At 70.0% G+C, this 15,136-nt stretch carries 9 protein-coding genes; 3 read left to right on the plus strand and 6 right to left on the minus strand.

All coding sequences use genetic code 11. From position 1 onward, the window contains the following. Positions 1–72: 72 nt before the first annotated feature. From HEP73_RS22220 to HEP73_RS22240, 5 genes are all read right to left on the minus strand, one after another. Positions 73–2,766 (minus strand): bpX6 domain-containing protein, encoded by a 2,694-nt coding sequence (locus tag HEP73_RS22220; RefSeq protein ID WP_185821608.1) that lies wholly within the window; start codon positions 2,764–2,766, stop codon positions 73–75. Next, positions 2,759–4,612: a hypothetical protein gene (locus tag HEP73_RS22225; protein WP_185821609.1), complete on the minus strand. Its 1,854-nt coding sequence runs from the start codon at positions 4,610–4,612 to the stop codon at positions 2,759–2,761. The genes HEP73_RS22220 and HEP73_RS22225 overlap by 8 nt, the downstream gene beginning before the upstream one ends. Beyond that, entirely contained in the window at positions 4,609–5,019 is a 411-nt protein-coding gene (locus HEP73_RS22230) for a bpX5 domain-containing protein (RefSeq protein ID WP_185821610.1), read from the minus strand. The genes HEP73_RS22225 and HEP73_RS22230 overlap by 4 nt, the downstream gene beginning before the upstream one ends. Beyond that, on the minus strand, positions 5,016–6,146 hold the full coding sequence (locus tag HEP73_RS22235) for an AAA family ATPase (RefSeq protein ID WP_185821611.1): 1,131 nt from the start codon (positions 6,144–6,146) through the stop codon (positions 5,016–5,018). Before HEP73_RS22235 ends, HEP73_RS22230 begins: the two co-directional genes overlap by 4 nt. 265 nt (positions 6,147–6,411) lie before the next feature. Continuing rightward, on the minus strand, positions 6,412–8,232 hold the full coding sequence (locus tag HEP73_RS22240) for a GspE/PulE family protein (protein WP_185821612.1): 1,821 nt from the start codon (positions 8,230–8,232) through the stop codon (positions 6,412–6,414). A gap of 75 nt (positions 8,233–8,307) precedes the next feature. Here HEP73_RS22240 and glyQ point away from each other — a divergent pair, with 75 nt between their 5' ends. Together glyQ and glyS are read left to right on the plus strand one after the other, a co-directional pair. Continuing rightward, on the plus strand, positions 8,308–9,216 hold the full coding sequence (gene glyQ / locus HEP73_RS22245) for a glycine--tRNA ligase subunit alpha (protein WP_003469925.1): 909 nt from the start codon (positions 8,308–8,310) through the stop codon (positions 9,214–9,216). Positions 9,217–9,378: 162 nt separating this feature from the next. Next, positions 9,379–11,616 (plus strand): glycine--tRNA ligase subunit beta, encoded by a 2,238-nt coding sequence (gene glyS, locus HEP73_RS22250; protein ID WP_185821613.1) that lies wholly within the window; start codon positions 9,379–9,381, stop codon positions 11,614–11,616. 615 nt (positions 11,617–12,231) lie between these two features. Here the strand turns inward: glyS and rep are convergent. Then, positions 12,232–14,208, minus strand: coding sequence for a DNA helicase Rep (rep, locus tag HEP73_RS22255; protein ID WP_185821614.1), 1,977 nt, complete (start codon positions 14,206–14,208; stop codon positions 12,232–12,234). 135 nt (positions 14,209–14,343) lie between these two features. Here rep and HEP73_RS22260 point away from each other — a divergent pair, with 135 nt between their 5' ends. Then, positions 14,344–14,964: a thymidine kinase gene (locus HEP73_RS22260; RefSeq protein ID WP_185821615.1), complete on the plus strand. Its 621-nt coding sequence runs from the start codon at positions 14,344–14,346 to the stop codon at positions 14,962–14,964. The last annotated feature ends 172 nt before the right edge of the window (positions 14,965–15,136 follow it).

The raw sequence follows: 15,136 nt of genomic DNA on the forward strand, positions 1-15,136 counted from the left end.
CATGAGGCCAGCACGCTCGGCGGCGGCCGCATGCAGAGGCTCGGCTTCGACAGCGCCTTGGCCGCGAGCCGATCAGAGCACCGATAGCGGGTGCGCCACCGACAGGCGCAGGTCGATGTCCAGCAGGCGGCCGTCCGCGGCATACAGCAGCAGGTGTTCGGCTTGCTCGCGCGCACCCAGCGGCAGACCCGCCGGCGTCTCCAGTGTGGCGATGCAAGCGGCATCGGACAAACGGATGACGAAGTAGCGGCTGCACTCGTGCAGATGCACGCCGACCAGGATGCCCTGCTCGAGCGCGACGAAGTGCTCGCCCTGGAGCGCTTCCGCCTGCACCTGCGGCAGCACGCATGCCCTCTGCTGCAGGCCGTCGCGGTAGACGAAGGCGACCTCGCCGTCCTCGCGCACCTCCAGCTGCGGCTGTTGCATCGCGCCGCAGCGGTGTGGCAGCACCGGCAAGCCGTGCAGCAGCACGCGCTCGTCGCGGCCGCGCAAGCGCCTGTGCGGCAAGGAATACGTCCAGTCCTGCAGCGTGTTGCCGCTGCGCACCAGGAACACTTCGCAGTCGGCGAAGAAGCCGGCGGCGGCGACCGGACCGGGCAGGTCGCCCACGTGCCACAGCACCTCGCCCAGGCCCTTGCCGACGTCGACCACCAGGATGCGGTCGTTCACCACCACGGTCCAACCGGTCCCGTTGAGCGTGGGGGCGGAGAACTGCAGAGCCATTGCGCCGAGCTCGACACTGCTGCGGGTCGCCAGGTCCAGGCGTGCGATCCGCGCCACATGCTCGCGCGGCGCCACCGCCAGGGCCACCTGTCCGCTCGCCGCGAGCACCAAGCGGTACGCCGGCACCGCGTAGCGCTGGGTCACCCGGCCGCGTGCATCCAGCACGGCCACGCCGGCTTCGCCCAGGGCGACCAGGTAGTGGCGGTCGGGCAGCACTGCCGCATCGTGGATCCGTTGCACGCCGGCGGCGGGCAGCGGCAAGTCCAGGGCCGCGTCCAGGCGCCAGAACGGCGACGGGCTGCCGGCCTGCGCAACGCGCCACGCTGGCATGTCTCTCTTGAGGCAGGCGTCGGCAGCGAGCTGCATCAGCCGATCCAGGTCGCTGCGCCCCATGCCGTTGCGGCCCGCGCTGCAATCGGCGGCGACGGCCGGCAGCACGCAGGCGGCGAGGCGGCGCAGCGCGACCCCGTTGCCCTTGATCGCCAGCAAGGCCTCCGCCAATGCAGCCCGCGGGTAAGGGTCGGTGCCTGGATCGGCCAGCGCCTCGATCCTGGCCGCGTACTGCTGCAGCGTGTCCGGCAGCAGGCTGGCGCGCTGCACCAGCGCGCGCGCCGACAGGGCATCTCCCGCCTGCTCGGCCGCCAGCAGCCATTGCAGCGCCAGGTCGCGCGCCTCGCGCAGCGGCCAGACCACCTCGACCGCTTGCAGCCAGTGGCCGCCTTCGACCAGGGCGTGGCCCCATTCCAGGCGCAGCTGCCGCGCCAGCGCCGGGTGGGCGCCTTGCAGCTGCTGTACCGCGTCGGCGAAAGCACCGTCGCGCCGCGCCACCTGGATCGCGCGGCGATGGTCGCCGGCCAGCATCAGCAGGCGGATGATCAGCGATGGCGGCATCTCCCAGCCCAGCGCCAGTTCGGCGGCCTGCGCATGGCGCCCGTGCTGGACCAGATAGTCCAACGCCTCCTGCCGCGCATTGAGCAGCTCGGCCAGCACGAACACGGCCTCGTCGATCCTGCCCTTGCGGTCCAGCGCGGCGAACGCCTCGCGGTACATGCGCCGCAGGTGCGCGGTCAGGTCCTCGCCCAGGCCGAGGTTGGCGCTCTGCCCGATGCGGCCGGACAGCTGCAGGCTGTCGCGCCGGCCCGGGGCGCCGAACGCCTGGCCCAGGGATTGCCCGACACCGTCCAGCGGCAGGGCATTGCGCAGCGCCTCGTCCAGATCGCCCTGCTCGAACATCGCCATCATGCGCCGGAGATAGGCGCCGTGCCGATAGCCGATCAGCTTGCCCAGGCGGCTGATCGCGGCCAGCCGCGCGAGCGCGTCGCGCCAGGCGCTGGGACGTCCGCCGGACTGGCGTGCGGCCACGCTGCCATGCGGCGCGGCAACCGCGGTCTGCCGCGGCAGCATGTGCGACAACAGGGCAAGGACGACGCCCAGCACGCCTTCGCGCACCGCGGCCATGCCTCCCCGCGGGGATCCTGACGGACGTGCCCCGGCCATGGCCTGCAGGAACGCTTCGCTGTCGGCACTGCGTGGTGGGATGACCTCGCCGAGCGCACCGCGCACGTCCTTGCCTTGCAGCTGCGCCACGTCCAGCGCCGGCGGCGGGATGCGGCAATCGTAGGTGTCGTGCAGCGGGTAATCGTCCAGCGCGATCGCTTCGGACAGGTCCAGCAGCGTGCCTTGATCGAAACGCAGCCCCACCACCGCGGCACCGGCGACCAGGCCGAGATCGATGGCCGGAAGCGCGGCCAGCTCCGCCTCGGTCAACGGCGCGGAGCACAGCGCGCCGTGCAACCGGCGCAACGGCACCGCACCCACGCGTTCGCAGTACAGCGGCTGCGCGTGGGCGAAGCACAGCGCGTCGCCGGCGTCGAATCGATAGGCCCGGCAGCCGGGGTGCCAGGCGGCCAGCATGCGCGCCAGCCGCAGTGGCGCAGGCAGGATGCCGGCAGGCCACCACAGGCCGTCGAGCTCCTGCAGACCGCGCCACAGCGGATCGCGCACGCTGCCGGCCGCGGTCGCCGCATTCACCGCTTCATCCATCGAGATCGCCTCCGCGCTGCCCGTGCACGCACATCAGCACCCGGCGGCCACCATCGCCCAGGACCAGCAACTGCCCTGCCAGGTCGACCAACGCCACCGCGTCGCCATCGAAGGAGACCGACGCGGCGCTGATGTCGCTGGATGCCTGGAACAGGATCTCCTGGCCGTGCTCGCCGATCCCGACCAGAGCGCGGCGATCATGGCGCAGCATCAACAGCTGGCTGCGTTCGGCGCTGTGCGGGTCCGGCACCAGGCCCAGCAGCTTCCAGCCCGGCGGCGGACGCAGTTCCAGTTCGGAATAGCCGTCTTGCGGCCCGCCTTGATACAGACGGTAGACACGTCCGCCATCGCGCTGGTCGCTGCGGTATTCCAGACAGATGGCGCCCTGCCACTGCCCATCTCGCATCAGCCCGCGGAACACCAGCTGGGTCGGTCGCGATGGCGCGGTCAGCTTGGTCAGCAGTTCCGTGTTGCCCTCGCGGTGCAGGCAGCTGATCCGCAGGTGGCCGGACGCGTAGCAGGCATACACCAACCGCTGCGCGTCGATCTGCTGCATCGCCAGCACGTCGTCGGCGACCTTGGCGTGGGCAGGAGCATCGCGCCCGGGCCTGGTGCTGGCGTTGGTCCACGACAGCAAGTGCCCGGCGCCATCCAGGACGACCACGCGCTGCGTCTGCGCCTTTTCCGCGCCGCCCTTGAGCCAGGCGCAGCGCAGCCAGCGCGCGGTGCCCGGTACCGCGTCGAAGGTGTCGGCCGGCGGCCGCGTGACCACGCTGAAGCCGGGCATCTTCCAAAAATACAGGCCTCTCCCCTGCGTCGCCACGACGCCGGCGAAATCCTTGTGCACGATGACCCCGCCGATCAGATCGGCGTCGGCGGTCCATGCGCTGTAGCGCGGCGCAGCCCGCTTGTGGCGGCCCTCGCGCGGAATCTTCAGCATCACCGCCTGGTGCTCGCCCGCCAGCGGCAGCGCCACATAGCGGCCATCGACGCTGAACAACGGTGGCTGGCGCAGCGACAACCTGCCCTTCAGCGTGTCGGCGGGGACCGCCGCCGGTTGCGTCGGCGACACGCTGAACTCCCCGCGCAGCAGGTGCGCGGCGCAGGGCGAACGCGGCATGCCGAGTGCCAGTTCGCGACGCGCGTGATGGGTCCTGACCACCACGTGCAACTGGCCATCGAAGCCCTGGCGGATCCTCACGCTGTGGTCGCCGGCGCCGGTGGCCTCGTCGTTGCCGCTCATCCACCAGCACTCGCTGGCCGCCTGGCCGCTGCCGGCGAGATGCGCGCGCCAGGCGCTGCGTTCGGCGTCCGTCGCCAGCTGGTGGGTGCGGGCCTGCAGCAGCGCGCGCAACGCGTCAGGCGTGCCCGCGTCATGCATCTCGCCCGGCCGCTGCAGCACACCCCAGGCGAAGCGGGCGCGTGCCGCCTGCGCGCGGCGCGCCAGCAGGATCCACATCGCCACGTGCAGCAGGCGCGGCGCGCCGCGCTGTGCGGGGCCGGCGTCGAACAGCGCGACGACCAGCGCGTCGGTCTGGCGCTGGATCAGCTTCGGCGCCAGGAACAGGTGTTCGTGGTGCGCGGCGCGGCGCAGGAACTCGTCCGGCAGCAGGTCGGCCACCGCCCACTCGCTCAACAGCAGGCGTTCGTAGGGTCCGCGCCGGCGCAGATCCTCGATGCCGTCCGGATCGGCGATGCCGTGCTGCACGCGCGCGGCGCCGCGGCCGAGCAGCGGCTCCAGCCGCACCAGCCAGTCGCCTAGCATCGCGGCGATCTCCGGCTCGAACCATGCCAGCCAGGCGTGCCATGGCTGCAGCGCCGGTGGCAGCGTCGGCGCCGCGGTCATGCCGCCCAGCGCCGGCGGATCTGCTCCGCAAGCGTCGCGCCGAGCGGCAGCAGGCGGTTCAGCGGAACCAGCGCCGCCGGCGCGCGCAGCATCAGCCACGGCGGATCGGGATGGCGGCGAGCAACGGCCTGGGCCAGCAGGTCCAGCGCGATGCCCGGACGCTGTGCGGTCGGCAGCCACAGCGCCGGCGCTTCGGGGCGCGGCGCGATGTACAGCACGCCGTCGAGCCAGGGCAGCGCCGTCGCCGGTCCGGTCAGGACCAGCAGCCCGTCGCTGGCCGTCGCCATCAGCGCATCTGCCGTCTCGCTGCGCGCGGCGCGCTCCAGCAAGCGCTGCGCGAGCTGGCCGATGCCCACGACGCCCTGCGGCGGTGGCGGCGCAGGATCGTCGTGCCACGACCACGTCATGCGGCGGCGCCGATCCGCTCGATCAGGCGCGCGCGCTCGGCGGCGAGCGCCTGCGGCAGCGACGCGGCGGTGAAATTGGCGTCGATCTCGCGCAACACGGCTTCGGCAGCGGTGCGCGCGGCGGCGTCCTCGGGATCGGCAGCGGCCAGGCAGCTCTGGGCGGTCTCGAGCAGCCGCGCCACGCGCGACATCGGCTGCAATGCCGCATGTTCCACCGCCGCACGCAGCGTCGGATTGGTGGCCAGCGCCAAGGTGTCGCGCAGCGCATCCTGCGCGGCGGCCTGCGCCTCGCGCGTCGGCATCACGTAGAACAGCGGCCACAGGTCCGCCTCGGTGGCGACGTTGCGCCCGGCCAGCACGGTGGCCGCCGCCACCAGGCGCTGCGTCTTGACGATGCGGCGGTCCGACAGCGTCAGCCCTGCCTGGCGCAATGTGCGGACCGCCTGCGCCAAGGCGCTGCGCGCTTCCTCCATCTGCACCTGCCGCACCTGGCTGGCGAGCATGTCCAGGTCGGCCAGGTCGGCCGCATGCACCACCTCGGCGCGCTCGGCCTGCCAGCCGCCGGCCAGCAAGGCTTCCAGTTGGTGGTCCGGCACCGCGTCGACGAACAGATGCAGCAGGAACCGGTCGGCGAAGGCGGCCAGCGACTCGTCCTCGGGCAGCGCATTGGCCGCGCCGACACAGATGCGCAGCGGGCAGGCCACATCGGTATGGCCGCGCCGGAACCGACGTTCGTTCAACACGCCGAGCAAGGTGTTGAGGATGGCGGTCGAACCCAGGAACACCTCGTCGAGGAAGGCGACTTCGGCCTCCGGCAGCATGCCGGCCACGTCGGTTTCGACCAGGCCCTCGCGCAGCTTGCGCAGGTCCACCGGACCGAACAGCTCGGATGGCTCGGTGAAGCGGCCCAGCAGATACTCGAAATAGCGGCCGCCCAGCGCGGCGGCGACGCGCCTGACCACCGCGCTCTTGGCGGTGCCGGGCGGACCGACGATCAGCAGGTGTTCTTCGGCGATCGCCGCCAGCACCATCAGTTCGGCGAGCTGGTCGCGCCCGACCAGACCAACAGTGGCGGAATGGACGGCCTCGCGGACGCGCGCAGCGGCAGATTCGATGGAGAGGGACATGTAGGCTATCGGCGATGCGCGCCATGCGCGGGAAAGCCGCCACGGCGCGCGAAGAAGGAGGGTCCGGCGCACTTTAGATCAATTCGAATGCAGCGCAAACCGCGCCGGGCACGGGCATGCTGCCGGCAGAACGCGGCCAAGGCGCACACCGATCGGCTGGCGCAGCGCTGCGGGGCGACGCTGTGTCGTGCATCTGCTGCCGACATGTTGGGCCGTGGTCGCTGATGCCGGCCTGCGCGCGCGCGTCACCGCACGCGCATTGCGCTCACTCGCGCGGCGGCAACACCGACAGCACTTCCTCGATGGTGGTCAGGCCGGCGGCGACTTTTTCCAGGCCGGCGCGGCGCAGGCTGCGCACGCCCTCGGCCTGCGCGGCGCGGCTGAAGCCGGCCAGATCCATGTCGGCGCGGATCAGCGTGCGCAGGCGCGGCGTCACCGGCAGCAGTTCGTACAGGCCGACCCGGCCCAGGTAGCCGGTGCGGCGGCATTCCAGGCAGCCGACCGGGGCGTGCACCTGCAGGTCGTCCGGCAGCGCTTCGCCGGGTTCACGCAGCGCGTCCCATTCGAGGTCGCTGAGCGTGTGCGGGCGCTTGCAGTGGCTGCACAGCGTGCGCACCAGGCGCTGCGCCAGCACGCCGTTGAGGGTGGAGGCGACTAGGTAGTGCGGCACGCCCAGGTCGAGCAGGCGGGTGATCGCCGAGGGCGCGTCGTTGGTGTGCAGGGTGGACAGCACCAGGTGCCCGGTCAGCGAGGCCTGCACCGCCATCTGCGCGGTTTCCAGGTCGCGGATCTCGCCGATCATGATGATGTCCGGGTCCTGCCGCAGCAGGGTGCGCACGCCGCTGGCGAAGTCCAGGTCGATGTTGGTCTGCACCTGCATCTGGTTGAACTCCGGCGCGATCATCTCGATCGGGTCCTCGACGCTGCACACGTTCACGTCCGGGGTGGCCAGGCGCTTGAGCGTGGAATACAGCGTGGTGGTCTTGCCCGAGCCGGTCGGGCCGGTGACCAGCACGATGCCGTGCGGGCGCTCGACCAGCGCCGCCCAGCCGGCCGCCTCCTGCGCGCTGAAGCCGAGCTGGTCCACGCTCTTGAACGCCGCGTCCGGGTCGAAGATGCGCATCACGCACTTCTCGCCGAACGCGGTGGGCATGGTGGACAGGCGCATCTCGGTCTCGCGCCCGCCCGGCGAGCGGGTCTTGATGCGTCCGTCCTGCGGGCGCCGGCGCTCGGCCAGGTCCATGCGCCCGAGCACCTTGATCCGGCTGACGATGGCGGTCATCACCGCCGGCGGCACTTCCAGCACCTTGTGCAGCACGCCGTCGATGCGGAAGCGCATGCGCCCGGCCTCGCGCCGCGGCTCCAGGTGGATGTCGCTGGCGCGCTGCTCGTAGGCGTACTGCAGCAGCCAGTCGACGATGTGCACGATGTGGTGGTCGTCGGCGTTGACGTCGCCGCCGCGGCCCAGTTCCACCAGCTGCTCAAAGCTGGGCAGGCCGCTGCTCTGCTCGTTGCGCCCGTCCTTGGCCCCGCGCACCGAGCGGGTCACGCCGAAGAACTCCATCGTGTAGCGATGCAGGTCCAGCGGGTTGACCACCGCGATCTCGATCCGGCGCCGCGCCAGGTGTTGCACGTCGGCCAGCCAGTCCAGCGCCAGCGGCTCGCTGGTCGCCACCAGCAGGCGTTCGCCGTCCAGCGCCAGCGGCAGGATGCGGTGGCGGCGCGCGTAGGCATGCGAGACCACGGCGGTGACCGCGGCCACGTCGACCCGGGTCGGATCGATGCGCAGGTAGCGCAGGCCGCAGCGCTGTGCCAGCCATTCGGTCAGCCGTTCCAGGCCCAGTTCGCTGCCGGGCGGACGGGTGGCGGCCAGTTTCAGGTTGGACAGCAGCACCAGCGGATGCACGTCGCTGACGGTGCGCGCGGACTGCGCCGAGAACTGCATGCGGCCGCGCTCGGCCGGCGCGACCAGGCCGTCGGCGAGCAGCGCGGCGACCACGCGCTCGAAATTCAGGCGCCCGGGCGGCAGCGACACGGCGGCGGGTACAGGCACGGCGGGCGGCTGCGCGGCAGGTCGCGTATCCATGGTCAGGTCCGGTGCGCGGAAGTCCCCGCAAGTCGGTCGCTATACTAGCGCACCCCCTTTGCCGGCCTTTGCTGCATGCCCGTCTCCCGGTCCGTTCCGATCACGTTCCAGGGTCTGATCCAGACCCTCAACCAGTTCTGGGCGCAGCACGGCTGCGTGCTGATCCAACCGCTGGACCTGGAAGTGGGCGCCGGCACCTTCCACCCGGCCACGTTCCTGCGCGCGCTCGGGCCGGAGCCGTGGAACGCGGCCTACGTGCAGCCGTGCCGCCGCCCCACCGACGGCCGCTACGGCGAGAACCCGAACCGCCTGCAGCGCTATTACCAGTACCAGGTGGCGATGAAGCCGAACCCGGACAACATCCAGCAGCTGTACCTGGATTCGCTGCAGGCGCTGGGCATCGACCCGCTGGTGCACGACCTGCGTTTCGTCGAGGACAACTGGGAATCGCCCACGCTCGGCGCCTGGGGCCTGGGCTGGGAGGTGTGGCTCAACGGCATGGAAGTCACCCAGTTCACCTACTTCCAGCAGGCCGGCGGCCTGGAGTGCAAGCCGGTGCTGGGCGAGATCACCTACGGCCTGGAGCGGTTGTGCATGTACCTGCAGAACTGCGACAACGTCTACGACCTGGTGTGGACCTACGGCCCGGACGGCGCGCCGGTGACCTACGGCGACGTCTACCACCAGAACGAGGTGGAGCAGAGCGCGTACAACTTCGAGCATGCCGACGTGGCCGAGCTGTTCCACCGCTTCGACGCCTGCGAGCGCGAGGCGCAGCGGCTGGTCGAGCTGGGCCTGCCGCTGCCGGCCTACGAGCAGGTGACCAAGGCCAGCCACGCCTTCAACCTGCTCGACGCGCGCCGCGCGATCTCGGTGACCGAACGCCAGCGCTACATCCTGCGCGTGCGCGCGCTGGCGCAGGCGGTGGCCAAGGCCTACCACGCGCAACGCGAGAAGCTGGGCTTCCCCGGCGTGAAGCGCTGAGGCATTGAGCCCCTCTCCCCCCGGGAGAGGGGTTGGGGTGAGGGTACGCCGGCACGAGAACCTGCCACTCCCAAACTCCACAAGGCTCCGCCGTACCCTCATCCGCCCCTTCGGGGCACCTTCTCCCGCAGGGAGAAGGGAACCGCTAGCAAGGTCTGACACATGAGCGCACTACATCCCCTGCTGATCGAACTGGGTACCGAGGAACTGCCGGTCAAGGCGCTGCCGGGCCTGGCGCAGGCCTTGTTCGACGGCGTGATCGCCGGTCTGGAGAAGCGCGGCATCGCGGTCGAACGCGGCGATGCCAAGCCGCTGTCCACCCCGCGGCGGCTGGCGGTGCTGCTGCCGGGCGTGGCCGCCGAGCAGCCGGAGCAGCGTTCGGAAGTGCTCGGCCCCTATCTCAACATCGCGCTGGACGCCGACGGCCAGCCGACCAAGGCGCTGGCCGGCTTCGCCGCCAAGGCCGGCATCGACTGGACCGCGCTGGAGCGCACCAGCGACGCCAAAGGCGAGCGCTTCGTGCACCGCGCCGTGACCGCGGGCGCGCAGACCGCCGCGCTGCTGCCGGAGATCCTGCGCGAAGCGATCGCGGCGATGCCGATCCCCAAGCCGATGCGTTGGGGCGACCACGACTACGGTTTCGCGCGGCCGGTGCACTGGCTGGTGCTGCTGTTCGGCAACGACGTGGTGCCGGTGCAACTGTTCGGCGTGCAGGCCGACCGGGTCAGCCGCGGCCACCGCTTCCTGCACGACGCGCCGGTCGCGCTGGCGCAGCCGGGCGACTACGTGGCCGCGCTGCAGGCGGCGCAGGTGCTGGTGGATCCGGATGCGCGCCGCGCGCGCATCGTCGCCGAGATCGAGCAGGCCGCGCGCCAGGCCGGCGGCAGCGCGCGCATCTCCGACGACAACCTGGAGCAGGTGGTGAACCTGGTCGAATGGCCGTCGGCGGTGCTGTGCCATTTCGAGCAGGCGTTCCTGGCGGTGCCGCAGGAAGCGCTGATCGAGACGATGGAGAGCAACCAGAAATTCTTCCCGGTGCTCGACGACGGCGGCAAGTTGACCGAGCACTTCATCGGCATCGCCAACATCGTCTCGCGCGACGTGGCCGAAGTGGCCAAGGGCTACGAGCGGGTGATCCGCCCGCGCTTCGCCGACGCCAAGTTTTTCTTCGACGAGGACCTCAAGCAGGGTCTTGAGGCGATGGGCGCGGGCCTGGCCAGCGTGACCTACCAGGCCAAGCTCGGCAGCATCGCCGACAAGGTGCAGCGCGTGGCCGCGCTGGCCGAGGCGATCGCGCCGCTGGTCGGCGTGGACGCTGTGCAGGCGCGCCGCGCCGCCGAATTGAGCAAGAACGACCTGCAGTCGCGCATGGTCAACGAATTCCCGGAACTGCAGGGCATCGCCGGGCGCCACTACGCCAAGGCCGCCGGCGAGCCGGGCGAGATCGCGCTGGCGATCGACGAGGCCTACCAGCCGCGCTTCGCCGGCGACGACATCGCGCTGTCGCCGCTGGGCAAAGTGCTGGCGATTGCCGAGCGCCTGGACACGCTGGCAGGCGGGTTTGCCGCGGGGCTGAAGCCGACCGGCAACAAGGACCCGTTCGCGCTGCGACGCAATGCGCTGGGGTTGGCGCGGACGGTGATTGAGAGTGGGTTTGATGTAGACCTACGGAATTATCTTTCCCTCTCGCGCCATTTTGCTTTGACTTCGGCAGCAACAATGGCAGAGGCGGCAGTTACCGGCGCGAAATCTGATAAGGAACGTAACGCGGCGATCCAGTACCGAGATGAAGTAATCCGAAAGCGAGATGGTGATCCTACTCAAGGAATCGAGGAGCTGTTCGACTTCATCCTCGACCGCCTGCGTGGCTACTACGCCGACAAGGGCGTGCCGGCCACGCATTTCAACGCGGTGGCCGCCCTGTTCTCGGTCGGGGTTGAAGGAAGCGCAGCTTCTGTAGGAGCGGCTTCAGCCGCGACCGCCACCCACGGCTCGCTCTACGACTTCGACCGCCGCATCGACGCGATCGGCATCTTCGCCACGCTGCCGGAGGCCGAGGCGCTGGCCGCGGCCAACAAGCGCATCCGCAACATCCTGCGCAAGGCCGAGGGTGCGATTCCGGCGCAGATCGACCCGACCCTGCTGCGCGAGCCGGCCGAAAGCGCACTGGCCGAAGCGGTGGAAGCGGCGATCGTGGAAACCGACGGTGCGCTGCGCCAGCACGACTACGTCACCGTGCTGAACTTCCTGGCGCGGCTGCGGCCGCAGGTGGATGCGTTCTTCGACGGGGTGATGGTCAACGTCGACGACCCGGCGATCCGCGGCAACCGCCTGGCCTTGCTCAAGCGCCTGGGCGACCGCCTCGGCAGCGTCGCGGCGATCGAGCATCTGTCGTCCTAAGTAGCGCGGCGGACAGAGGCATGTAGGGGCTGCGAAAGCAGCCTCTTCTTTTTGTGGGGAGCGATTCTGGGTCGCCTTGGGCCATCAGTCGCGACAAGCGAAGCCAGCACTCCCACAACCCAGTGAAACAGCGTCGGGACTGAAGTCCCTCCCACAGTGCACCCAGCCGGCTACGTCCGAATGCCTGCCGCGTGACGCTGCTTGAGAGAGCCGCAACCTCTGGCAACACCGCTTCTTGTGGGAGCGACTTCAGTCGCGACGCGCGAAGCTGCAATCCCCGTTGTGCTGAGAAAAAGCGTCGGGGCCTGAAGCCCCTCCTACAGTGCACTCGGCCGGCCATGTACAAGCACCTGTTTTGAGCCCCTCTCCCCTCGGGAGAGGGGTTGGGGTGAGGGTACGGCGCGAAGCGTCTCGCGGAGTTTGGGTACACGAGGCTGCGCCCGTACCCTCATCCGCCCCTTCGGGGCACCTTCTCCCGGAGGGAGAAGGGAACTCCAGCACATACCCGCGCTACACCAGAACCCGCCAACCGCGGCACCACGCACAACCGCCTTTACGAATCCCCACTCCCGGCTTTTCCACAGCCGAACGGCTGGTCATCCCCAATCCCCGCCGTCAATCAAACAACGCCTGGATCGCCGCCAGCCCCGCATTGGCGCGCTCCTTCTTGCGTTCGGCGTCGGCCACCGGGTCGGCGCCGTCGCGTTGCATTTCCTCGGCCGGGATTTCGTCGAAGAAGCGGCTGGGCTTGAGCCGGATGTGCTCGCCGAACTTGCGGGTCAGCTTGCTGTAGCTCATCCACAGCTGTTCCTTGGCGCGGGTGATGCCCACGTACAGCAGGCGCCGCTCTTCCTGCAGGTTGCCCTCCTCCAGGCTGACCTCGTGCGGCAGCACGCCGTCCTCGCAGCCGACGATGAACACGTAGCGGAACTCCAGGCCCTTGGACGCGTGCATCGTCATCATCCGCACCTGGTTGCCGCCGTCGTCCTTGTCGTTGCGCGACAGCAGCGCCAGCTGCGCCGCCAGGTCGCCGACGGTGGCGCCGCGCGGGCCGCCCTCGAACCACTTGGCCAGTTCTTCCAGGTTGCTGCGGCGGCGCTGGAACGTGGTTTCGTCCTTGCACTGGCTGCGCAGTTCGCGGATCAGCCCGGATTGCTCGGCGAGCTGGCGCACCACGTCGGCCGAGGACAGGGTCAGCGAGGCGGTACGCAAGTCATGCAGGACGTCGACGAAATCGCTCAGGCCGTTGGCCGCGCGCGGCGGCAGCTGCTGCAGCGCGCCCATCGACTCGGCCGCGCGCGACATCGGTAGATTTTTCGCCGACGCCAGTTCCGCCAGCTTGGCCAGCGAAGTCGCGCCGACCTCGCGCTTGGGCGCCTGCACCGCACGCAGGAACGCGGCATCGTCGTCAGGATTGACCAGCAGCCGCAGCCACGACAGCACGTCCTTGACTTCCTGCCGTTCCAGGAACGCGGTGCCGCCGGTGATGTGGTACGGCACGCCGGCGATCTGCAAGGCCTTTTCCAGCGGCCGCGACTGGAAGTTGCCGCGGAACAGGATGCAGAAATCGCTCCACGGCACCTGCTTGGCGGTGCCCAGGTAGGCGATCTCGGCGGCGACCTTTTCCGCCTCGTGCTCGCTGTCGCGGCATTCCCATACGCGGATGCGCTCGCCGTCGGCCTGGTCGCTCCACAGGGTCTTCAGGTGCTCGTGCGGGTTGTGCGCGATCAGCGCATTGGCCGCGCGCAGCACCCGGTTGGAGCAGCGGTAGTTCTGTTCCAGCTTGACGATCTGCAGCGCCGGATAATCGCGCCCCATCTGCATCAGGTTTTCCGGATTGGCGCCGCGCCAGGCGTAGATGCTCTGGTCGTCGTCGCCCACGCAGGTGAAGTTGCCGCGCGGACCGGCCAGCATCTTCAGCAGCCGGTACTGCGCGTCGTTGGTGTCCTGGCTCTCGTCCACCAGCAGGTAGCCGATGCGCTCGCGCCAGGCCATGACGATGTCCTCGTTCTCCTCCAGCACCTGCACCGGCAGGCGGATCAGGTCGTCGAAGTCCACCGCGTTGAACGTGCTCAGCCGCGCCTGGTAGCGCTCGTACAGGCTGGCCGCTTCCTGCTCGCGGTTGCTGCGCGCCGCGGCCATCGCCTGCTCCGGCGACAGCCCGGCGTTCTTGGCACGCGAGATCAGGTTCTTGGCGTCGTCGATCGCATCGGGCTTGGCGCCGTGCATCAGGTCCTTGATCTGCGCGGCGGCATCGTCGGCGTCGAAGATCGAGAAGCCGCGCTTGAGGCCGACCGCGGCGTGCTCGATCTGCAGGAATTTCAGTCCCAGCGCGTGGAAGGTGCAGATGGTCAGGCCATCGGCGGCGTCGCCGCGGATGCGCTTGGCCACGCGCTCGCGCATTTCCTTGGCCGACTTGTTGGTGAAGGTGATCGCGGCGATGCGCTTGGCCGGGTAGCGGCCGGTGGCGATCAGGTGCGCGATCTTTTCCACGATCACGCGGGTCTTGCCGCTGCCGGCGCCGGCCAGCACCAGCAACGGGCCTTCGCAATTCAGCACCGCGGCGCGTTGGGGGGGATTGAGACCGTGCATGAAGACTTCCCTGGGCCGCGCATTGTAGCGGGCGCCGGCCGGCGGCGAGGACCGCGTCGCCGCGCTGGCGCTGAACGGGTTTTCCCGCGCGCCTCCGGCCTGCGACGGGGCCGGCCGCCGCGCTAGAATCGGGCCATGGCGAAACTGTACTTCTACTATTCGGCGATGAACGCCGGCAAGACCACGACGCTGCTGCAGTCGGCGCACAACTATCGCGAGCGCGGCATGCGCACCGCGATCCTGACCCCGCGCCTGGACCACCGCGACGGCAGTGGCGTGGTCGCCTCGCGCATCGGCCTGCGCGCCGATGGCAACACGTTCGTGCCGCACACCGACCTGCTGGCGCTGCTGCAGGACGACATCGCCCGCGACGGCGCGCTGCATTGCGTGCTGGTGGACGAGGCGCAGTTCCTCAGCCGCGCGCAGGTCTGGCAGCTCAGCGAGGTGGTCGACCGGCTGCGCATCCCGGTGCTGTGCTACGGCCTGCGCACCGATTTCCGCGGCGAGCTGTTCGAGGGCAGCCAGTACCTGCTGGCCTGGGCCGACGAGCTGCAGGAGATCAAGACCATCTGCCACACCGGCAGCAAGGCGACGATGACAGTGCGCGTGGACGCCGACGGCCACGCCGTGCAGGACGGCCCGCAGGTGGAGATCGGCGGCAACGAGCGCTACGTGTCGGTGAGCCGCGCCGAGTTCAAGAAGATCATGCGCGGCGAGGGCCGCATCGATCCGTTGCAGATCGCGTTGCCGCGGTAGAAGACAGGGGGCAGGAAGCGGAGCGCCCACGCAGAACCGGAGCTTGAAAATACGCCCGGCCTGGTAAATATCGGCAATATCGATACATCATCAGGAAACCGCGCCGAAACCGCAGCAACCAGCCAAGCCCTGAGGCCGCCGCGACGCGCGATGCCGGACAGTCACGCGTCGG

This window comes from Xanthomonas sp. GW (genome assembly GCF_014236815.1).
Taxonomy (GTDB): Bacteria; Pseudomonadota; Gammaproteobacteria; order Xanthomonadales; family Xanthomonadaceae; genus Xanthomonas_A.